General features: G+C 73.2%; 19 protein-coding genes and 1 riboswitch. Of the genes, 13 read left to right on the top strand and 6 right to left on the bottom strand.

What is annotated here, in order from left to right; translation table 11 throughout:
• Positions 1–320 precede the first annotated feature (320 nt).
• Together IG86_RS0104980 and IG86_RS0104975 are read left to right on the top strand one after the other, a co-directional pair.
• The gene (locus IG86_RS0104980; protein WP_244305770.1) at positions 321–911 is read left to right on the top strand and encodes a hypothetical protein; all 591 of its coding nucleotides are present in this window, start codon (positions 321–323) and stop codon (positions 909–911) included.
• An 84-nt stretch (positions 912–995) separates the two neighbouring features.
• Entirely contained in the window at positions 996–1,367 is a 372-nt protein-coding gene (locus IG86_RS0104975; RefSeq protein ID WP_030894877.1) for a VOC family protein, read from the top strand.
• A 196-nt stretch (positions 1,368–1,563) separates the two neighbouring features.
• Here the strand turns inward: IG86_RS0104975 and IG86_RS0104970 are convergent, their stop codons facing one another.
• The gene (locus IG86_RS0104970) at positions 1,564–1,797 is read right to left on the bottom strand and encodes a ferredoxin (protein ID WP_030819583.1); all 234 of its coding nucleotides are present in this window, start codon (positions 1,795–1,797) and stop codon (positions 1,564–1,566) included.
• The gene (locus tag IG86_RS0104965) at positions 1,797–3,260 is read right to left on the bottom strand and encodes an aldehyde dehydrogenase (RefSeq protein WP_030894875.1); all 1,464 of its coding nucleotides are present in this window, start codon (positions 3,258–3,260) and stop codon (positions 1,797–1,799) included. The genes IG86_RS0104970 and IG86_RS0104965 overlap by 1 nt, the downstream gene beginning before the upstream one ends.
• A gap of 184 nt (positions 3,261–3,444) precedes the next feature.
• Here IG86_RS0104965 and IG86_RS0104960 point away from each other — a divergent pair, with 184 nt between their 5' ends.
• The 7 genes from IG86_RS0104960 (at position 3,445) to IG86_RS0104930 (ending at position 11,351) form a co-directional block, all read left to right on the top strand.
• A complete protein-coding gene (locus tag IG86_RS0104960) occupies positions 3,445–4,494 on the top strand; it encodes an MBL fold metallo-hydrolase (RefSeq protein WP_030894872.1) in 1,050 nt (349 codons plus the stop codon).
• Between the two features lie 63 nt (positions 4,495–4,557).
• A riboswitch (cobalamin riboswitch) is annotated at positions 4,558–4,659 on the top strand.
• Between the two features lie 158 nt (positions 4,660–4,817).
• Positions 4,818–6,092: a prenyltransferase/squalene oxidase repeat-containing protein gene (locus IG86_RS0104955; RefSeq protein WP_030894870.1), complete on the top strand. Its 1,275-nt coding sequence runs from the start codon at positions 4,818–4,820 to the stop codon at positions 6,090–6,092.
• On the top strand, positions 6,092–6,757 hold the full coding sequence (locus IG86_RS0104950) for an SCO2322 family protein (protein ID WP_030819575.1): 666 nt from the start codon (positions 6,092–6,094) through the stop codon (positions 6,755–6,757). The genes IG86_RS0104955 and IG86_RS0104950 overlap by 1 nt, the downstream gene beginning before the upstream one ends.
• A complete protein-coding gene (locus IG86_RS0104945) occupies positions 6,754–7,974 on the top strand; it encodes an energy-coupling factor transporter transmembrane component T (RefSeq protein ID WP_030894867.1) in 1,221 nt (406 codons plus the stop codon). Before IG86_RS0104950 ends, IG86_RS0104945 begins: the two co-directional genes overlap by 4 nt.
• On the top strand, positions 7,971–9,806 hold the full coding sequence (locus IG86_RS0104940) for an ABC transporter ATP-binding protein (RefSeq protein ID WP_030894864.1): 1,836 nt from the start codon (positions 7,971–7,973) through the stop codon (positions 9,804–9,806). The genes IG86_RS0104945 and IG86_RS0104940 overlap by 4 nt, the downstream gene beginning before the upstream one ends.
• Positions 9,803–10,657, top strand: a complete 855-nt coding sequence (locus IG86_RS0104935; RefSeq protein WP_030819567.1) for an ECF transporter S component — start codon at positions 9,803–9,805, stop codon at positions 10,655–10,657. The genes IG86_RS0104940 and IG86_RS0104935 overlap by 4 nt, the downstream gene beginning before the upstream one ends.
• A 289-nt stretch (positions 10,658–10,946) precedes the next feature.
• Positions 10,947–11,351: an aggregation-promoting factor C-terminal-like domain-containing protein gene (locus IG86_RS0104930; RefSeq protein WP_030819565.1), complete on the top strand. Its 405-nt coding sequence runs from the start codon at positions 10,947–10,949 to the stop codon at positions 11,349–11,351.
• Between the two features lie 171 nt (positions 11,352–11,522).
• On the opposite strand, the gene IG86_RS0104925 is transcribed toward IG86_RS0104930, so the two are convergent.
• On the bottom strand, positions 11,523–12,692 hold the full coding sequence (locus tag IG86_RS0104925; protein WP_030894861.1) for a steroid 3-ketoacyl-CoA thiolase: 1,170 nt from the start codon (positions 12,690–12,692) through the stop codon (positions 11,523–11,525).
• A 242-nt stretch (positions 12,693–12,934) separates the two neighbouring features.
• Between IG86_RS0104925 and IG86_RS0104920 the strand changes: the two genes are divergently transcribed.
• Positions 12,935–14,179 carry a cytochrome P450 gene (locus tag IG86_RS0104920; RefSeq protein ID WP_030894859.1) on the top strand — a complete coding sequence of 415 codons (1,245 nt, stop codon included), beginning with the start codon at positions 12,935–12,937 and terminating at the stop codon, positions 14,177–14,179.
• Between the two features lie 219 nt (positions 14,180–14,398).
• Here IG86_RS0104920 and IG86_RS0104915 read toward each other — a convergent pair whose 3' ends face one another.
• Positions 14,399–14,914 carry a PaaI family thioesterase gene (locus IG86_RS0104915; RefSeq protein ID WP_030819558.1) on the bottom strand — a complete coding sequence of 172 codons (516 nt, stop codon included), beginning with the start codon at positions 14,912–14,914 and terminating at the stop codon, positions 14,399–14,401.
• 108 nt (positions 14,915–15,022) lie between these two features.
• Between IG86_RS0104915 and IG86_RS0104910 the strand changes: the two genes are divergently transcribed.
• Complete coding sequence (locus IG86_RS0104910; protein ID WP_030894856.1) at positions 15,023–15,964, top strand: GlxA family transcriptional regulator; 942 nt, start codon at positions 15,023–15,025, stop codon at positions 15,962–15,964.
• Positions 15,965–15,986: 22 nt separating this feature from the next.
• Here the strand turns inward: IG86_RS0104910 and IG86_RS0104905 are convergent, their stop codons facing one another.
• Positions 15,987–18,065: a bifunctional glycosyltransferase 87/phosphatase PAP2 family protein gene (locus IG86_RS0104905; protein WP_078905797.1), complete on the bottom strand. Its 2,079-nt coding sequence runs from the start codon at positions 18,063–18,065 to the stop codon at positions 15,987–15,989.
• Between the two features lie 107 nt (positions 18,066–18,172).
• Here IG86_RS0104905 and IG86_RS0104900 point away from each other — a divergent pair, with 107 nt between their 5' ends.
• Positions 18,173–18,514, top strand: a complete 342-nt coding sequence (locus IG86_RS0104900; RefSeq protein ID WP_030894852.1) for an antibiotic biosynthesis monooxygenase family protein — start codon at positions 18,173–18,175, stop codon at positions 18,512–18,514.
• 184 nt (positions 18,515–18,698) lie between these two features.
• On the opposite strand, the gene IG86_RS0104895 is transcribed toward IG86_RS0104900, so the two are convergent.
• Positions 18,699–19,094 carry a nuclear transport factor 2 family protein gene (locus tag IG86_RS0104895; protein WP_030819550.1) on the bottom strand — a complete coding sequence of 132 codons (396 nt, stop codon included), beginning with the start codon at positions 19,092–19,094 and terminating at the stop codon, positions 18,699–18,701.
• A 107-nt stretch (positions 19,095–19,201) separates the two neighbouring features.
• Between IG86_RS0104895 and IG86_RS0104890 the strand changes: the two genes are divergently transcribed.
• Positions 19,202–19,714 (top strand): GNAT family N-acetyltransferase, encoded by a 513-nt coding sequence (locus tag IG86_RS0104890; RefSeq protein WP_051784958.1) that lies wholly within the window; start codon positions 19,202–19,204, stop codon positions 19,712–19,714.
• Positions 19,715–19,737: the final 23 nt, after the last annotated feature.

Below are 19,737 nucleotides of genomic sequence, written 5' to 3'. Positions count from 1 at the left end.
ATGGGGAGTCGTGACGTTCAGGACGGACGCATCGACGGGCTCTTTCGGCGCGCAGTCACAGGCATGCATCAGCCCGTCCACCGGCGGCACCTGGTGTCAGCGTGGACTGGTTCCACTCGCCGCACCAAGCAGTAACTTCCGGGAGGGTGCGGTAGGTTGCGAGTCGCTCCGAGGCTGGTCGTCACGCGCGCGACCCCGGGGCGGCGCCACCTCCACGTCGGGCCCACCCATTGAACGGGGGAAGAACAATCACACGCTCAACACGTGCTCGCGTCGTGCGGGTCGCCGCGTCTCTCGGAGCCGGTCTCCTGCTTGGCCTCGTGGGCCCCGTTGCCGGGAAATGGGACAATCCATTTTGCGTCGCCGTGAGCATTGTTTTTTCCAGCGGCTGGCCGTGGGCCTGCTACGCCCTGGTGGTGGGGTACTTCCGTCCATCCAAGATCGAATCGGCATTGCTGGCAGCTTTGGGGCTGGCCATCGGTGTCGTCACATACTACGTTTTCAAGGACATCAACCCCACCATTCCCGCTGGAATGGAAGAAGCCACCTCCGTGCCGGCCGGAATGGAGCCTGACACCTCCGGCCAGGGGCAGATCCTTCTGTGGGGAACAGCGGCATTCGTGTTCGGCGCGCCCGTGGGACTCATGGGCAACGTAGCGCGAACACCCGGAGTCGGTGGCCTCCTGTTCCGTCTGGTTGTTCCTCTCACCGCCTTCTTCGAGGCGACTCAGCGGTTGAGCGTGGAGGCGGACTCGGAGGGGGCGGTTTTCGCTCTGACCTGGAACGTGACTCGTGTTGCGGCATGCGTCGCCGCCGTGGTTCTCATCGGGCACACCGTGTGGAGCCGGCGCGTTCGGCGTGGCCGGGTCGACGGGCCGCCGGAAGCCGCCGAGCCTGTGAGGCGCCTCTAAACCGGCGGGGGAAGGCCGTGGTTCGGGGTGCCACCCCGCAATCTCGGTGGACAGGAGTCGGTGGGCTGTTCGATAGTCCCGCCCATGGCTTCTCTCGTACGACACATCACAGTTGACTGCTCCGACGCCTACAGCCTCGGGCAGTTCTGGGCCGCCGTTCTGGACGGCTCGCTCGCCGACGACGACTTCCCCGGGGACCCCGAGGCGCTGGTCACGGCTCCCGGATCGACGCTGCTCTTCGTGACGGTTCCCGACGCCAAGAGCGTCAAGAACCGTGTGCACGTGGACCTCCAGCCGCAGGACCGCACCCGCGACGAGGAGGTGGAGCGCATCGTGGCGCTGGGCGCCACCGTCGTCGGCGACCACCGCAGGCCCGACGGCACCGGGTGGGTGACCCTCGCCGACCCCGAGGGCAACGAGTTCTGCGTCGAGCGGAGCGCCGCCGAGCGAGAGTAACCGCCCGTGCACGTCCTCGTGGACCGGGTCGCCGAGGACGGCCGGGTCGCGTTCCGCTGTACGGACGGGCGTGGAAGCGCGGTCGCCCACTGGATGGGCGACCGCTTCCGGCGCCGGGCACCGACGCCTTCGTGGAGCTCGCGGTCCCCGGCCCCCTCACCGAGTGGTCTCCCGCTCCGCCGACGGCCACGGCCGGCTACTCCTCCGGCGGGAAGACCGGTTCGCCCGTGGCGGCCAGGGTGATCATGATGGCTTCGACCGGGCAGCCCTCCGCCGCGGTGAGGACCGGTTCGTTCGCGTCCGACTGCGGGCTGCGGGGGTGGGACTGGCGCGCCGAGTCCAGGACGAAGCCCTCCGGGGCGTGGTTCACGCACATGCCCGAGCCGATGCACACCCCCCGGTCGACCTCGACCTGCCAGCGGTCGCCCATCAGGCACCCGCCTCGTAGCCCGCGGGCAGGTGGATCATCTTGTGCTCCAGGTACTCGCTCAGGCCCTCCGGGCCGAACTCCCGTCCCAGCCCGCTGTTCTTGTAGCCGCCGAACGGCCCGAGCATGTCCAGGCTGAAGGTGTTCACGTTGAAGGTGCCGGTGCGGATGCGCCGGGCGAAGTCGATGCCGTGCTCGACGTCGCCGGTCCAGACGCTGCCGCTGAGGCCGAAGTCGGAGTCGTTGGCGACGCGTACGGCCTCCGCCTCGTCCCCGTACGGGATCAGGCAGACGACCGGGCCGAAGATCTCCTCGCGGGCGATCCGCATGGTGTTGTCGACGTCGCCGAAGAGCGTGGGCTCCACGTACCAGCCCTGTTCGAGGCCCGCCGGGCGGCCGCCGCCCGCCAGGACCTTCGCGCCCTCCTCCTGGCCGATGCGGATGTAGTCCAGGGAGCGCTGCTGCTGGCGCCGGGCGACGAGCGGGCCGAGCTGCGTCGCCGGGTCGAGCGGGTCGCCGACGACGAGCGCGCCGGCCGCGGCCGCGAGGGCCTCGGCGACCTCCTCGTACCGGCTGCGGGGGGCGAGGATCCGGGTCTGGGCCACGCACGCCTGGCCGTTGTTCATCCAGGCGGCGGGCACGATCCCGGCGACCGCGGTCTCGATGTCGGCGTCGGGGAGGACGACGGCTGCGGACTTGCCGCCGAGTTCGAGGGTGACCCGGGTGAGGTTGCGGGCGGCGACCTCCATCACGCGCTTGCCGGCGGCGACCGAGCCGGTGAAGGCGACCTTGTCGACGCCGGGGTGGCCGACCAGGTACTCGCTGACCTCGCGGTCGGCGGGCAGGATCGACAGCACGCCCTCGGGCACTCCGGCCTCGCGCGCGATGTCGGCCAGGATGAAGGAGTCGAGCGGCGCCTCCGGGGAGGGCTTGAGGATCACGGTGGAGCCGGAGAGCAGCGCCGGCGCCAGCTTGGCGGCCGCGACGAACTGCGGGACGTTCCACGGGATGACGGCGGCGACGACGCCCACGGGCTCGCGGCGCACCAGGATCGGGCCGAGCACGCCCTGGCGGTGCTCCTCGTACGGGTAGTCGCGGGCGACGGTGATCGCGGCGTCGTAGACCATCATCGGGCCGAGGGCCTGGGCCAGGACGCTCCAGGAGTAGGGGGAGCCGTTCTGGGAGCTGATCGAGCGGGCGATCTCCTCGTGGCGGACGGCGATGGCGTCCTTGATGCGGGAGACGACCGCGATGCGCTCCTCCAGCGTCATCCGGGGCCAGGGGCCTTCGTCGAAAGCCTTGCGGGCGACGGCGACGGCGCGGTCGACGTCCGCCTCCGACGCGTGCGGGACGGAGCCGATGACCTGCTCGGTGTGGGGGGAGACGATCCGGATCGTGTCGGTGCCCAGCGGATCCGTCCACTCACCGCCGATGAACAGCTTTCCGTGTTCCACGAGCTCCGTCATGGCTGAGGCCTCCTGCGGCTTGGCGTTCCCGAACTGATACCAGTTCTAGTTCTAGGAGTCCACGGCCAGGACGGAAGAGCGGAGAAGATCCAACGACTAGTCAGAATCCCGCGAAGATGGTCGACTTGGGCTACTACTGGAACGCGTTCTCGTCGGAGGACGGCGGTCGACAGGCGGAGGGCTCATGCCGCAGGACACGTCACAGGTCACCGATCACGGCGGAGGCGTGTGGGGGATCAAGGTGCCCATCCCCGACAACCCCCTCGGACACACCCTCGTCCACGTCCTCGACACCGACCGCGGCCCGGTCCTCGTCGACACCGGCTGGGACGACCCCGAGTCCTGGGACACCCTCGTCGCCGGCCTCGCCGCACTCGGCATCGCGATCGCCGACGTCCACGGCGTGGTCATCACCCACCACCACCCCGACCACCACGGCCTGTCCGGCCGGGTCCGCGAGGCGTCCGGCGCGTGGATCGCCATGCACGCCGCCGACACCGAGGTCGTCGTGCGCACCCGCTCCTCCGAGCCCGGGGTGTGGTTCGACTACATGAGCGCGAAACTCGCCGCCGCCGGGGCCCCCGAGGAACACATCGCACCGCTGCGCGCCGCCCGCGCGAGCGGCCGCATGCGGACCCTGCCCGGACTGCGCGCCGCCGTCCCCGACCGGGAGATCGTCCCCGCCGAGCTGCTCCCCCTCGCCGGGCGCCGGCTGCGGGCGATCTGGACCCCCGGCCACACCCCCGGCCACGTCTGCCTGCACCTGGAGGAGGAGCATCCGGCGAACCTCCCCGGCAACGGCCGCCTCTTCTCCGGCGACCACCTGCTGCCCGGGATCTCCCCGCACATCGGCCTCTACGAGGCCCCCGAGGACACCCGCGTCACCGACCCCCTCGGGGACTACCTCGACTCCCTCGAACGCATCGGCCGCCTGGCGCCCGCCGAGGTGCTCCCGGCCCACCAGCACGCCTTCACCGACGCGCCCGCCCGGGTACGGGAACTGCTGGACCACCACGAGGAACGCCTGGCGGGGCTGTGGGCGCTGCTCGCCGAGCCGCTGACCCCGTGGGGGCTCGCGGAGCGGATGGAGTGGAACCGGCCCTGGGAGCAGATCCCGTACGGCTCCCGCAACATCGCCGTCTCGGAGGCGGAAGCGCATCTGCGGCGGCTGGTGAAGCAGGGCCGCGCCGAGGCGGTCCCGGGCACGGACCCGGTGTCGTACCGGGCGGTCTGAGGGGAGGCCCGCCGGTCGGACCGGGTGCCGGGCCCGGGCGTGATCCAGCCGACACCCCCGGGCCCGGGGGCTACGGGCCGGTAGAGTGAGGCGGTCGTCCACACCCCGTACGGGGGGAAGCCGGTGCGATTCCGGCGCTGACCCGCAACCGTGACCCGCCCCCGGCACCATCCGGGCGGGAAGCCGGAATGCCCCGTACCGGAGTGCGCGGCTCGTGCCGCCGGTCTTCCCGGCGGCCGGCACCGTCGAGGAAACACGGAGCCGGAGCCCGGTGCCTGTGCGTGCCTGCCCCGGTTTCCCCAGCAGGAGAGGCACCCTCCCCCATGACCGTCCGCCGCAGCGCCGCCGCGCTCGCCGCCTCCGCCGTGCTCTGCGTGGGTGTCGCCCCCGCAGCCCTCGCCGACACCGCGCCGCCCTCCCCCTCCGCGCCCCCGGTCATCCCCTCCGGGCTCTACGGCAAGAAGGACCCCGCCTTCGACGGCGTGTGGCGGCAGTCCTTCGCCCTGCTCGCCCAGGACACCGTCGGTGTGAAGCCCGCCGCGCAGGCCGTGGACTGGCTGGTCGGCCAGCAGTGCGCGAACGGCTCCTTCCCCGCCTTCCGGGCGGACACCACCAAGGACTGCGACGCGACGGCCTACATCGACTCGAACGCGACGGCCGCGGCCGTGCAGGCGCTGACCGCGCTCGGCGGCCACGACGAGAGCGTGAAGAAGGCGGTCGGCTGGCTGAAGTCCGTCCAGAACGAGGACGGCGGCTGGAGCTCCAACCCCGGCGGCTCCATGGACGGCGGCACCGACGCCAATTCGACCGCCATCGTGATCAGCGCCCTGACCGCGGCCGGCGAGAAGCCGGCCGAGACGAAGTCGAAGGCGGGCAAGTCCCCCTACGAGGCGCTGCTCTCCTTCCAGCTGGGCTGCGCCGCCGAACCGGCCGCCGACCGGGGCGCCTTCGCGTTCCAGCCCGTCGACGGCAAGCTGCTCGCGAACGCCGACGCCACGGCCGCGGCGACCCTGGCCGGCCTCGGCGCGGGCACGGCCGTCGTCCCGTCCGGTACGGACACCCCCGCGACCCCGCTGACCTGCCCGGCGGCGCCCGGCGCGGACCCGGCGGCCGGCGTCGCGGCCGCCGCCCAGGGCGCGGCGGGCTACCTGGCCGAGGCCCTCAAGAAGGACGGCCACCTGACGGCCGTGACCCCGGGTGCGGACCAGCCGACGGCGGACACCGGCAACACCGCCGACGCGGTGATCGCCCTGGCCGCGGCCGGGCACAAGCAGTCGGCGGCGGGCGCCCTGGAGTGGCTGAGGGCGAACTCCGCCGAGTGGGCCAAGGGCTCCCCGGCGGGTCTGGGCACCCTGATCCTGGCCGCGCACGCCACGGGCACCGACCCGAAGTCCTTCGGCGGCACCGACCTCGTGGCCGCGCTGAACGCGACGGGCCCGGCCCCGCAGGGCGCGGACACCGCCGCGACCGAGGTGGAGAGCGAGAAGGACGAGCCCTCCGGCGGCGCGAACCTCTGGTGGATCATCGGTGCGGGCGCCGCGGCCGGTGTGGGCATCGGCATCCTGCTGAGCGGCCGCCGGAAGAAGAACCAGCTCTGATGCGCCGCCGCCTGCCCGCCGTGGCCCTTGTCCTCGGCACCGTCCTGGCCCTGCTGGCCGCCGCTCCGGCGCTGGCGGCCGGCTACCGCTACTGGTCGTTCTGGGACGGCGCGGCGGGCGGCCAGTGGTCGTACGCCACTCAGGGGCCGTCGCTGGCCCGCCCCGCGGACGGCTCCGTCCAGGGGTTCCGCTTCGCGGTGAGCAAGGACGCGGCGGCCGAGGCGGCCAAGCCGCGGGCCGCGGCCGACTTCGAGGCCGTGTGCGGGGCCACCGCTGCGGCGGAGGGCCGCAAGCGGGTGGCCCTCGTCATCGACTTCGGTGTGCAGGCGGACGCCCCGTCGGGCGAGGTCGTGCCGCAGGAGGCCCCGCGCACGGCGTGCGCGCAGGTGGCGCCGGAGGCCACGACCGCCGAGGCGCTGGCGGCGGTCGCGAAGCCGCTGCGCTACAACAGCGCGGCGCTGCTGTGCGCGATCGCGGGCTTCCCGCAGCACGGCTGCGGTGAGCAGATCGCCGACAGCGGTGCGGCCGAGGCGTCCGCCTCGCCGTCCGGCTCCGCCCCGGGCGGCGGTGGCGGCGGCCCGTCCGCCGGACTGCTGGCGGGTATCGCCCTGGTCGCGGTCCTGGCCGCCGCGGGCGTCTGGCAGTCCCGCCGCCGGGGCCGATGACGCACCCCGCGTCCGGCTCGCCCACGGGAGCACCCACCGGAGCCGCACCCGCCCCCGTGCCCCCGGCCCGCCGGAGCGGGCCCGGGGAGCGGGGCTCCCCGCGCCGGTCGTCGTACGAACGATGGAGGGCGCCGCTGGGCAGCCGCGCCACCGCCCTGCACGCGGGGGCCTGGTGGCTGTGGGCCCTCGGGCTGGCCACCGCCGCGTCGCGCACCACCAACCCGCTCGTCCTCGGCCTGATCGTCGGCGTCGCCGGTTTCGTGGTCGCGGCCCGCCGCACGGACGCGCCGTGGGCCCGTTCCTACGGGGCCTTCCTCAAGCTCGGCCTCGTCGTCGTCGGCCTGCGCCTGCTCTTCTCCATGCTCCTGGGCTCGCCCATCCCGGGCACGCACGTCCTCTTCGTCCTCCCCGAGGTGCCGCTGCCCGCCTGGGCGCAGGGCATCCGGTTCGGCGGCAGGGTCACCGCCGAGCAGCTCGTCTTCGCCTTCTACGACGGTGCGAAGCTGGCCGCGCTCCTCGTCTGCGTCGGCGCCGCGAACGCCCTCGCCAATCCGGCCCGGCTCCTGAAGTCCCTGCCGGCCGCCCTGTACGAGGCCGGGGTCGCCGTCGTCGTCGCCATGACCTTCGCGCCGAACATGGTCGCCGACGTGGTGCGCCTGCGCACCGCCCGCCGCCTGCGCGGACGCCCCACGGGCGGGATCAGGGCGGTCCTCCAGATCGGCCTGCCGGTCCTGGAGGGCGCCCTGGAGCGGTCGGTCGCCGTCGCGGCGTCGATGGACGCCCGCGGCTACGGCCGTACGGCCGAGGTCCCGCCGGCCGTCCGGCACACCACCACCGTCCTCACCCTCGGCGGCCTGCTCGGGATGTGCGCGGGCACGTACGGTCTGCTGGCCGCGCAGGGCGCCGCGTACGGGCTGCCCGTGCTCGGCCTCGGCGCGGCGTCGGCCCTGGCGGGTCTGCGGCTGGGCGGGCGCCGGTCGGTGCGCACCCGCTACCGGCCCGACCGGTGGGGTGCGCGTGCCTGGCTGGTCGCCGGTTCCGGGGCGGCCGTCGCGGGGCTGCTGATCCGGGCCGGCGGTGTCGACCCGGCCGGTCTGCACCCGGGCGTGGTGCCGCTGGTGGCGCCCACGCTGCCGTTGTGGCCGGCCGCCGCGGTCCTGATCGGCCTGCTGCCCGCCTTCGTGGCACCCGTACCGCCGAAGGAGGCGTCGAAGTGATCCGGTTCGAGCAGGTGTCGGTCACCTATGACGGTGCGGCCGGCCCCTCGGTGCAGGGCGTCGACCTGGTGGTTCCGGAGGGCGAGCTGACGCTGGTCGTCGGCCCGTCCGGGGTCGGCAAGTCCACCTTGTTGGGGACGGTGAGCGGGCTGGTCCCGCACTTCACGGGCGGCACCCTGCGCGGCCGGGTGACGGTCGCGGGCCGTGACACGCGTACGCACCGGCCGCGCGAGCTCGCGGACGTGGTGGGCACGGTGGGCCAGGACCCCCTCGCGCACTTCGTGACGGACGTGGTGGAGGACGAGCTGGCCTACGGGATGGAGTCCCTGGGGCTGCCGCCCGCGGTGATGCGGCGCCGGGTGGAGGAGACCCTCGATCTGCTGGGCCTGAACGAGCTGCGCGACCGGCCTGTCGCGACGCTGTCCGGCGGCCAGCAGCAGCGGGTCGCGATCGGCTCGGTGCTGACCACGCACCCGAAGGTGCTGGTACTGGACGAGCCGACGTCCGCGCTGGACCCGGCGGCGGCCGAGGAGGTCCTGGCGGTCCTCCAGCGCCTGGTCCACGACCTGGGCACCACCGTGCTGATGGCGGAGCACCGGCTGGAGCGGGTGGTGCAGTACGCCGACCGCGTCCTGCTGCTGCCCGCCCGTGGCGCGGCCCCGGTCCTGAGCTCCCCGGCGGAGGCGATGGCGGTCTCCCCGGTCCACCCGCCGGTGGTCTCCCTGGGCCGCCTCGCGGGCTGGTCCCCCCTCCCCTTGTCGGTCCGCGACGCCCGCCGCCAGGCCGCGCCGCTGCGGGACCGCCTTTCGTCGGTGCCTGCCTCCGAGGGCGCCCGCGGCTCCGCTTCCCGGGCTCTGCCCGGACCCGCGCCTCAAACGCCGGCAGGGCTGAAATACCCAGCCTCGTCGGCGTTTGAGGCGCGGGGGTCCGGGGGCAGCGCCCCCGGGAGCGGCGCCGCACCCGGGCTGCTCGCCCGCCTGCTGGGCCGCGGCAGGCCGCAACCCGCCCAGCCCGCCGTCCCCGCCGAGCCCGCCGAGCCCGCCGAGCCCGCCGAGCCCGCCGCAGGCGAAACGGCCCGCGCCCGGAACCTCGGCGTACGCCGCGACCGCACCGACGTGCTGCGGGCCGTCGACCTAGCGGTGGCGCCCGGCGAGACCATCGCCCTGATGGGCCGCAACGGCGCCGGCAAGTCCACCCTGCTCGCCGCCCTCGTCGGTACGCTCCCCCCCGCCACCGGCGAGGTGACCGTCGGTGGCCGGACCCCGCACCGCACCCCGCCGCCCGAGATGGTGCGCCACGTCGGCCTCGTCCCGCAGGAGCCGCGCGACCTGCTCTACGCCGACACCGTGGCCGCCGAGTGCGCCGCCGCCGACTCCGACGCCGGCGCGCCCCCCGGCACCTGCCGCGACCTGGTCGCGGGCCTGCTGCCGGGGGTGCTCGACGACATCCATCCCCGGGACCTCTCCGAGGGGCAGCGCCTGGCGCTGGCCCTCGCGCTGGTCCTCACGGGCCGCCCCGCCCTGCTGCTCCTCGACGAACCCACCCGCGGTCTGGACTACGCCGCCAAGGCCCGCCTGGTCGAGATCCTGCGCGGCCTGGCCGCCGACGGGCACGCCGTCGTCCTGGCCACCCATGACGTGGAGCTCGCCGCCGAGCTGGCCGATCGCGTGGTGATCCTGGCGGGCGGGGAGGTCGTCGCGGACGGCCCGACGGCGGAGGTCGTGGTGTCCTCGCCCGCCTTCGCACCCCAGGTGGCGAAGGTGCTGGCGCCGGGCCACTGGCTCACCGTGGGCCAGGTCGCCGAGGCCCTCGGCGCGGAGGGGACCCGATGAGCCGCCCCGCGAGCCGCCCGGTCCGGATCGGCCCCCGGGCCGCCGCCGCCCTGGTCCTCGTCTCGCTCATCGGTGTGGCGGCGTTCGGGTGGCCGCTGCTCGCCGACCGGCAGTCGGGGCTGGCCCACTCCCAGGACGCCCCGTGGCTCTTCGCGGCGCTGCTGCCGCTCCTCGTCGCCGTCGTCGTGGCGACGATCGCCGACACCGGCATGGACGCGAAGGCGGTGGCGATGCTCGGCGTGCTCGCGGCCGTCGGGGCGGCGCTGAGACCGCTGGGCGCGGGCACGGCCGGGCTGGAGCCGATGTTCTTCCTGATGGTGCTGAGCGGCCGGGTCCTGGGTCCGGGCTTCGGTTTCGTCCTGGGGTCGGTGACGATGTTCGCCTCGGCCCTGCTGACGGGCGGGGTCGGGCCGTGGATGCCGTTCCAGATGCTGGCGATGGGCTGGTTCTCGCTGGGGGCGGGGCTGCTGCCGGGCCCGGAGCGGATCCGGGGCCGGGCGGAGCTGCTGATGCTGGCCGCGTACGGCTTCGCCGCCGCCTTCGCGTACGGGGCGGTCATGAACCTGCAGGGCTGGGTGATCATCCAGGGCATGGCGCAGGGCATCTCCTTCCATCCGGGGGAGCCGTTGGCCGCGAACCTGGTGCGCTTCGTCGCGTACTACCTGACGACGTCGCTGGGCTGGGACCTGGGCCGGGCGTCGCTGACGGTCGTACTGACGCTGATGCTCGGCGGCACGCTGCTGAGGGCGCTGCGGCGGGCGACTCGCAAAGCCGCCTTCGACGCCGCCGTCTCCTTCGATTCCGGCGAGCGTGCGGCCACCGAGGGTGAGTTCGGGGGGCTCCGCCGGTGAGGCGGCCCACAGGACGCAGGTCACATACGAGGGCTGGTAGTAGACCTCAAGGCGGCCGACAAGGGCCTGTTCGTCCGGTTCGGGGGGTTCGATGGGCCCGCATGTGCGGGGGGGGGCTAGTAGGCGGGGCCTTTGCCAGGGCACCGGAGCGTCTGTAGAACTGGATGAGTCGCAAGGCGGCAGGGGTTACTTCACCCGCCGCCGACGAACCCCTCTCCTTCGCGTGAGTGGCTCACGCATGTCCTCGGCATGCCCGCGACCGCCCTTGTCCCCTTCGGAAGGTTCATCCGTGTCCAACGCTGTCATCCGCCGCATCGCCGCTTCCAAGAAGACCCTCGTCGGTTCCGTCCTCGCCCTGGGCGTTGCCGGTTCCATGCTTGCCGCGGTTCCCGCGCAGGCTGCTCCGGCGGGTGCGAAGGCGATCGCCCAGCAGATGATCAAGGACCCGGCGCAGTTCGCGGCCTTCGACAAGATCGTCTCGCACGAGAGCGGCTGGAACCCCTCCGCGACGAACGCCTCCTCCGGCGCGTACGGCCTGGTCCAGGCCCTGCCGGGGTCGAAGATGGCCTCCGCGGGCGCCGACTGGAAGACCAACCCGGCCACCCAGATCAAGTGGGGCCTGGACTACATGAACGAGCGCTACGGCAGCCCGGTCGGCGCCTGGAACTTCTGGCAGGCCAACCACTGGTACTAAGCCGCCGCACCCGCTGTCGCAGGAGCGGTAGCAGTAGCAGTAGCAGCAGCAGCAGCAAGACATTCGAAGGCCCCGGTGGCCGGCCTCCCCAGGTCCGGCCCCGGGGCCTTCTGCATCCCATCCCACGGGATCGCGGGCGCCTGCGCGCGGGGGGTGTGCGCGCGTGCGCGGTCAGAGGCGCTGGATGATCGTGCCGGTCGCCAGTGCGCCGCCGGCGCACATGGTGATCAGGGCGAACTCCTTGTCGCGGCGTTCCAGCTCGTGCAGGGCGGTGGTGATCAGGCGGGCGCCGGTGGCGCCGACGGGGTGGCCGAGGGCGATGCCGCCGCCGTTGACGTTGACCTTCTCCAGGTCCTGGTCGAAGACCTTGGCCCAGCTGAGGACGACGGAGGCGAAGGCCTCGTTGATCTCGACGAGGTCGATGTCCTTGAGCGACATCCCGGCCTTGCCGAGCACGGCCCGCGTCGCGTCGATCGGCCCGTCCAGGTGGTAGTGGGGGTCGGCGCCGACGAGGGTCTGGGCGACGATCCGGGCGCGCGGCTTGAGCTTGAGGGCGCGGGCCATCTTGCGCGAGGCCCACATCACGGCGGCGGCGCCGTCGGATATCTGTGAGGAGTTGCCCGCGGTGTGCACGGCGGTGGGCATGACCGGCTTGAGCCGGGCCAGGGCCTCCATGCTGGTGTCGCGCAGGCCCTCGTCCCGGTCGACCAGACGCCACATGCCCTGTCCGGCGGCCTGTTCCTCCTCGGTGGTGGGCACCTGCACGGCGAAGGTCTCGCGCTTGAACCGCTCCTCGGCCCAGGCGGCCTGGGCGCGCTCCTGGGACTGCAGTCCGAGGCGGTCGACGTCCTCGCGGGTCAGGCCGCGGTTGCGGGCGATGCGTTCGGCGGCCTCGAACTGGTTGGGGAGGTCGACGTTCCACTCGTCCGGGAAGGGCTTGCCCGGGCCGTGCTTGGAGCCCGAGCCCAGGGGCACGCGGCTCATGGCCTCGACGCCGCAGGCGATGCCGATGTCCATGACCCCGCCGGAGATCATGTTGGCGACCATGTGGTTGGCCTGCTGGGAGCTGCCGCACTGACAGTCCACGGTCGTCGCGGCGGTCTCGTACGGGAGCCCCATGGCGAGCCAGGCGTTGCGGGCGGGGTTCATGGACTGCTCGCCGGCGTGGGTGACGGTGCCGCCTACGATCTGCTCGACGCAGTCCGGCTGGATTCCGGTACGGGCGAGGAGTTCGCGGTAGGTCTCACCGAGCAGGTAGGCGGGATGGAGGTTGGCGAGCGCGCCTCCGCGCTTGCCGATGGGTGTGCGTACGGCTTCGACGATGACGGGTTCCGCGGCCATGAGCTCGTCCTCTCCTGCACAGCGCCAGCGCGGCGGGCCGTCCCGGCGCCCCGCCCCGAACTAGTACGCGTTCTAGTTCTATCCGCAGTCTTATGACCTGGGACCCCGGCACGCAAGGGTCTTGCACGCGGCCTGCACGGATTCCACACGCAACAGTTGGCGCCCCGACCCTTGTCACTTCTAGAACTCGTTACTACCTTCGAGCCAACTTCTGATGGTCCGTCAGACTTTGGAGTTGCCCGATGTCCTGCCCCGCGCTCCCCGACGGCTTCGACGCCACCGACCCCGACCTGCTCCAAAGCCGGGTTCCGTACCCGGAGTTCGCGCAGCTGCGGCAGACCGCACCCGTGTGGTGGTGCCCGCAGCGGCGGGGGGTCACCGGTTTCGACGACGAGGGCTACTGGGCCGTGACCCGGCACGCGGACGTCAAGTACGTCTCCACGCACCCCGAGCTGTTCTCCTCGACCACCAACACCGCGATCATCCGCTTCAACGAGCACATCCAGCGTGATGCCATTGATGCCCAGCGCCTGATCATGCTGAACATGGACCCTCCGGAACACTCCCGCGTACGCCAGATCGTGCAGCGCGGCTTCACCCCGCGGGCCATCCGCGGCCTGGAGGAGGCCCTGCGCGACCGGGCCCGGAAGATCGTCGAGGAGGCCTCGGCCGCGGCCGCCGACGGCAGCTTCGACTTCGTCACCCAGGTGGCGTGCGAGCTTCCGCTCCAGGCGATCGCCGAGCTGATCGGCGTACCGCAGAAGGACCGCGCCAAGATCTTCGACTGGTCGAACAAGATGATCGCCTACGACGACCCGGAGTACGCGATCACGGCCGAGGTCGGCTCCAACGCCGCCATGGAGCTCATCGGTTACGCGATGAACCTGTCCGCGCAGCGCAAGGAGTGCCCCGCCCAGGACATCGTCACCCAGCTGGTGGCGGCCGAGGGCCAGGGCAACCTCGGCTCCGACGAGTTCGGCTTCTTCGTGCTGCTGCTGGCCGTCGCCGGCAACGAGACCACCCGCAACGCCATCAGCCACGGCATGCACGCCTTCCTCACCCACCCCGAGCAGTGGGAGCTGTACAAGGCGACCCGGCCCTCCACCGCCGCGGAGGAGATCGTCCGCTGGGCCACCCCGGTGGTGTCCTTCCAACGCACCGCCACCCAGGACACCGAGCTGGGCGGCCAGAAGATCAAGGCGGGCGACCGGGTGGGGATGTTCTACTCCTCCGCCAACCACGACCCCGAGGTCTTCGAGGACCCGGACGTCTTCGACATCACCCGCGACCCGAACCCGCACCTGGGCTTCGGCGGCGGCGGCCCGCACTTCTGCCTCGGCAAGTCCCTCGCCGTGATGGAGATCGACCTGATCTTCAACGCCCTGGCCGATGCGCTGCCCGACCTGCGGATGGCCGGGGAGGACCCGCGCCGCCTGCGGGCGGCCTGGCTCAACGGCATCAAGGAACTCCGGGTCAGCCACGGCTGACCCGTGACCCAGGACGGCAGGGGCCGCTCCTCCCACGCCCCGGCCCCTGCCGTCCGCTGGTCGCCCCTGACCGGTCGCGCCTGACCCGCCGTTCGAGTGGCGGACCCGCCCGAACGGGGTGACCCTTACTCACAGCGACGATCCGGCCGAAGGGGCGCCGGGGCATGGTGTGCCCCCGGCGCCCCTTCGGTCCGCGCCCGGCGCGACCCGGCGGCCGGGTCAGCGCGCGCGCAGGATCGCGCAGGTCGTGGTGGCGTGGGCGTACAGCTTGCCGTCGTGCGTGCCCGTGACCCGGGCCTCGGCGGTGGCGGTGGTCCGGCCCACGTGCAGGGCGGTGCCCTCGCAGCGCAGGGTGGGGGTGTCCGCCATGACCGGCCGGATCATGTGCACCCCCAGCTGCACCGTGGTGTAGGCGGTGCCCGCCGGGAGCAGGGTCATCACGGCCGAGCCGAGCGCCGAGTCGAGCAGGGTGGCCAGGAAGCCGCCGTGCACCGTCCCCATGGGGTTGAGCAGGTGGTCGCCGGGGTCGCCCTCGAAGACGGCGACGCCCTCGGCGGCCTCGGTGAGCCGGAAGCCCAGGGTGCTCATCATCGACGCGCCCGGCAGTTCGCCCTTCAGGCTCGCCCGGAGGATCTCCAGGCCGCTCATGCCGAGGATCTCCGGGGTCATGTCCGGCCGCGGCTGCCAGGTGTGCGTACGGCTGCGGACCGGGGCACTGGTGTCATACGTGGTCATGGCAACGACCCTAGGGGCGTCCCCGGCCGGACCGGGAGTGTCGGATCCGGCAGCTTCCGTACCGATTCCGACAGCCCGGGCGGGACCGGGCAGCGCTACCTTGGAGCGGTGAAAGTCGCCGTACTGGCCCTCGACGGGGTCTTCGACTCGGGCATCTCGGCCGTCCTGGACGTGCTGCACACGGCCGACGCGCTGCGCCGCCGAGTGGCCGGAGCCCCACCGCCCGCCTTCGACATCGTGACGGTGGGCGTGCGGCGCCGGGTCCGCACCGGGCTCGGCCACCGCATCGACACCGCGCCGGCCGCCGCGGCCGGGGACGCGGACCTGCTGGTAGTGCCCGCGTTGACGGAACGCCGCCCGGAGGCCCTGGTCGAGGCGGTCGCGTCGGCCGCGTACCGCCCGGCCCGCCGGCTCCTGGCGCAGGCGCGCGAGCGCGGCACCCCGCTCGCCACCTCCTGCACCGGAACGTTCCTGCTCGCCGAGGCAGGGGTGCTGGACGGGCAGCGGGCGACGACCAGCTGGTGGCTGGCCCCCCTCTTCCGGGACCGCTACCGCCGGGTCACGCTGGAGGAGACGCGCATGGTCGTCAGCTCCGGCGGGGTGACCACGGCGGGCGCCGCGTTCGGCCACCTCGACCTGGCCCTGTCGATCGTCGGCACGCGCAGCCCCGCCCTCGCGGACCTGGTCCGCCGCTACCTCGTCGTCGACGACCGGGCCTCGCAGGCCGCGTACGCGATCCCCAGCGCGCTGGCCCGCCACGACCCGCTCGTCGCCGCCTTCGAGCAGTGGGCGCGAGCCCGCCTCGCCGAGCCGGCGCCGATCGCGGACGCGGCCCGTGATCTCGGCGTCAGCGAGCGCACCCTGCAGCGCGCGGTCGCCCGTACCCTCGGCCGCACCCCGGTCGGACTGGTGCAGGACCTGCGGGTGGAGCAGGCCGAACACCTGCTGCGCACCACGGACCTGCCCCTGGCGGCGGTCGCCCGGCGGGTCGGGTACGAGAGCCCGGGACCGCTGCGCTCGCTGCTGCGCAGACGGCGCGGCGGAGGCTGACGGGACACCCGCCGGACACCCCTCAGGGGCGCGACCCCGCGACGGGCTGGGCGGCGGGTGCCCTGTCGGGCGGGACGGGCGCCTCCCGGTCCGCGCCGTCACCGCGCTGCGCCGGAAGGCTCGTGTGCAGGCCGCGCGGCCCGGACAGCACGTGGACGAGCCCGAAACCGGCGATGACGACGGCCGCTCCGCCGACCGCGTCCAGCACCCAGTGGTTGGCGGTGGCGACGATCGCGCACACCGTGATCAGCGGGTGCAGGGCCCCCAGCAGCTTCTGCCAGCCCTTCGGGGCCAGCACCACGATCACGATCCCGCACCACAGCGACCAGCCGAAGTGCAGCGAGGGCATCGCCGCGTACTGGTTGGAGATCGCCGTCATGGCCCCGTACGACGGGTTGGCCAGGTCCTGCGGGCCGTGCACGGTGTCGACGAAGCCGAGGCCCGGCATCAGGCGCGGCGGGGCGAGCGGGTAGAGCCAGAAACCGGCGAGGGCGAGGACGGTGGCCAGGCCCAGGGAGGCGCGGGCCCAGCGGTAGTCGCCGGGGCGCCGCCAGTACAGGACCGCCAGGATCGTCAGCGGCACCACGAAGTGGAAGGAGGTGTAGTAGAAGTTGAAGAAGGCCTCCAGCCAGGGCGTGTCCACCACGGCGTGGTTCACGGCGTGCTCGATGTCGATGCCCAGCGCCCGCTCGATCCCCAGGATCTGACTGCCGTTGCCCTCGGCGAGGGAGCGGCTGGTGGGGGCGGCGGCCCGGATGTGGGAGTAGAGCGAGTAGCCGACCCTTATCAGGAGCAGTTCCAGCAGGAGGTTGGGGCGGGACAGCACGCGCCGCCAGAACGGCAGCAGCGGCACGCGCGACCAGCGGGCCTGCGCCGGCCGCCCGTAGTCCGTCGGTACGGGGTCCCGCCAGTACGGGGACGAGCGCGGCAGGAACGGCACCGCGCAGGCCGCGGCGACCGCGGTGAGCAGCAGCACGTTGTCGCGTACGGGGGCCAGCGCGGTCAGGTTCGGCAGCAGCACCGCGCTCGGCAGGGTCATGGCGAGGACGACGGCCACCGGCCACACCCGGCGGTCGGCGGCTCGCTTGCCGACCTTGCCGGCGACGGCGAGCAGCACCCACAGCAGCTGGTGGCGCCAGCCGGTCGGGGACACGGCGACGGCCACGCAGCCGGTGACGGCGACGGCGAGCAGCAGCTGGCCGTCACGGGCGTAGCGGACCGCGCGGCGCAGGCCGAACCAGACGATGAGACCCGCGAGGGCGGCGTACAGCAGGACCTCGACCGGGCCGGTCAGGCCGAGGCGCAGCAGCGCGCCGTGCACGGACTGGTTGGCGAGGCCGTCGGGAGCCCCGCCGAGGCCCGTGCCGGCCAGGTGGTGCACCCAGTACGTCCAGGAGTCGCGCGGCAGGGCCGCCCACGACAGCGCGGTGACGGCGGCGAAGGTCACGGCGGCGGTCCGCGCGGCGGGGCGGCGTCCGGTCAGCCACAGCAGCGGGGCGAAGAGCAGCAGGGCCGGCTGGAGCGCGGCGGCCAGGCCGACGAGGAAGCCCGCGGGCCGGTCGCCGGGGACGCGGAAGACGGCCAGGAGCACCAGCAACACGGGAACGACCGCGGTCCGGCCGGGTGAGGCGGCCTCCCGGACGGGCAGCGAGACCATCATCAGGGCCGTCAGGACGGGCGCGGCGAGCAGCGCGGTGCGGCGTGGCACGGGGTCGGGCAGGCCGCGGGCGGCGACGAGCCCGATGGCGGCGACGAACAGCAGCGTCACGCAGGTCCAGGCGACCTCCAGGGAGGGGGCGGCGAGACCGACGAGCGGCTTGAGGACCAGCCCGGCGAAGGGGGTCCCGGCGAACTGCCCGACGTCGTAGACGGATGCGACCGCGCCGCCGCCGGAACCGCCGCCCGAACCAGGGAGGCTGCCGGGGAGGTGGAATCCGCCCAGCCACTCGGCGGGTGGCACGCGCAGCACCGCGACGGCCTGTCTGACGGCGAGCGCACCGGCCAGGGCCCACAGGAGGAGACGCGCCGCGCCGAGCCTGCTGTTACCGCCTATGACCCCGGCATGTCCGTCCGCTGTGCTGTGCTCTGCCGCGTTAGCCACGCCTCGCCGGCCTCCCGCCGTGTTGACCGCAACCCCGACTTCGCCTGGCTGCCGCGCTCCATTACCCGCACGACGATATCCCCCACGGGATCCCTAGGATGGCTCCCATGAGCATCGTGAAGATCAACGCACTGACGGTTCCCGCCGAGCAGCGGGAGGTCCTGGAGCGGCGCTTCGCCTCGCGCGCCGGGGCGGTGGAGAGCTCGGACGGCTTCGAGTGGTTCGAACTGCTGCGCCCCGTGGAGGGCACCGACCAGTACCTCGTCTACACGCGGTGGCGTTCGGAGGAGGACTTCCAGGCATGGATGGAGGGGCCGATGAAGGCCGCTCACCAGGGTGGCGGCGGCGAGGGCGGCGTGGCGGGCGCGGAGCGGCCGAAGCCGGCGGCCTCGGCGTCGACGGTGTGGTCGTTCGAGGTCGTGCAGCAGGCGGCGCCGAAGAAGGCCTGACGCGCGGAGCGCGGCTCGCGGCTCGCTCGCTGCGTTCCGGGCGCTGCGCGCGGACCGGACCCCGGGCGGGTGTCCCGGGGTCCTGGGTCTGGCGGTGCGTAGGCCTGTCGGTTCGTGGGTCTGGCGGTTCGTGGGTCTGGCGGTTCGTGGGGCCGGGGCCGTGGGGCCGTGTGCCCGGGTTCGATCAGCTCCAGAAGGCGTCTTCCTCGTCGATGTCCGCGGTGCACTGGTCGATGTCGGTGATCTTGTGGCCGACGATCGTGAAGAAGAGTCCTTCGCGGATCTCAATGCCGCGGTCGCCGCGGTCACCGCGCGCCGTGTGGAAGCTCATCACGTGCCCCCGGCCGTCCGCGAGCACGGATTCCAGGTGCACCTGGAAGGTGCCCTTCGTCTCCTCGCCGAGGCGGCGGTAGAAGTCGAGGACCTGGTCCCGGCCCTTGTGGTGTCCGGACATGGGGTTGTTGCCGGGCACGTGGTGGATGACGTCGGCGGTCATGAGCGCGGCCATCGCCTCCATGTCGCCGTTGCCGAAGGCCTCGTAGCCGCGGCGGATCAGGGCACAGTCCGGATGCTCTGCCATGGCGTTTCACACCCTCCGGGTATGCGGAATTGCCGTTTTTCCTATCATCAGCCCGCCAATGTGGATATTCCACGCGGGAGATCGCCCGCGGACTCCACAATGACGCCATGAGCACTCACAGCGAACACCGCACACCATCACCCACCTGGGCCGTGTCCCCCGAAGCGTTCAGCACGGGCGACGCCACGCGGCTGCGCCGCGCCTACTACGCCGAGGTCGCCGGCCGGTACTGGAAACGCGAGGTCACCGAGCCCGAGATCGACCAGGGGCTGCTGGACTTCCCGGACGACGGGCTGGAACCGCCGACGGGCCAGTTCCTCGTCGGCCGCCTCGACGGCGAGGCACTGGCGTGCGGCGGCATCCGCCTGCTCGACCCCGTGACCGCCGAGCTCACCAGGGTGTACGTGGACCGGCGCGCCCGCGGTACCGGCGGCGGGGCGGCCCTGCTCGGCGCCCTGGAGGCGCAGAGCCGTGCGTTGGGCGCCGAGCGGATCCGGCTGGACACCCGGTCGGACCTCGTGGAGGCCCGCGCGTTGTATGCGCGTCACGGCTACGCGGAGATACCCGCGTACAACTCCGGCCCGTATGCGGAGCACTGGTTCGAGAAGCGCCTGGTCTGATCCCGCACGTGAGGGGGAGGCTC

It is taken from the genome of Streptomyces virginiae (assembly GCF_000720455.1).
In the GTDB taxonomy this organism is placed as follows: Bacteria; Actinomycetota; Actinomycetes; order Streptomycetales; family Streptomycetaceae; genus Streptomyces; species Streptomyces virginiae.
This window is presented reverse-complemented; position numbering and strand designations above follow the sequence as displayed.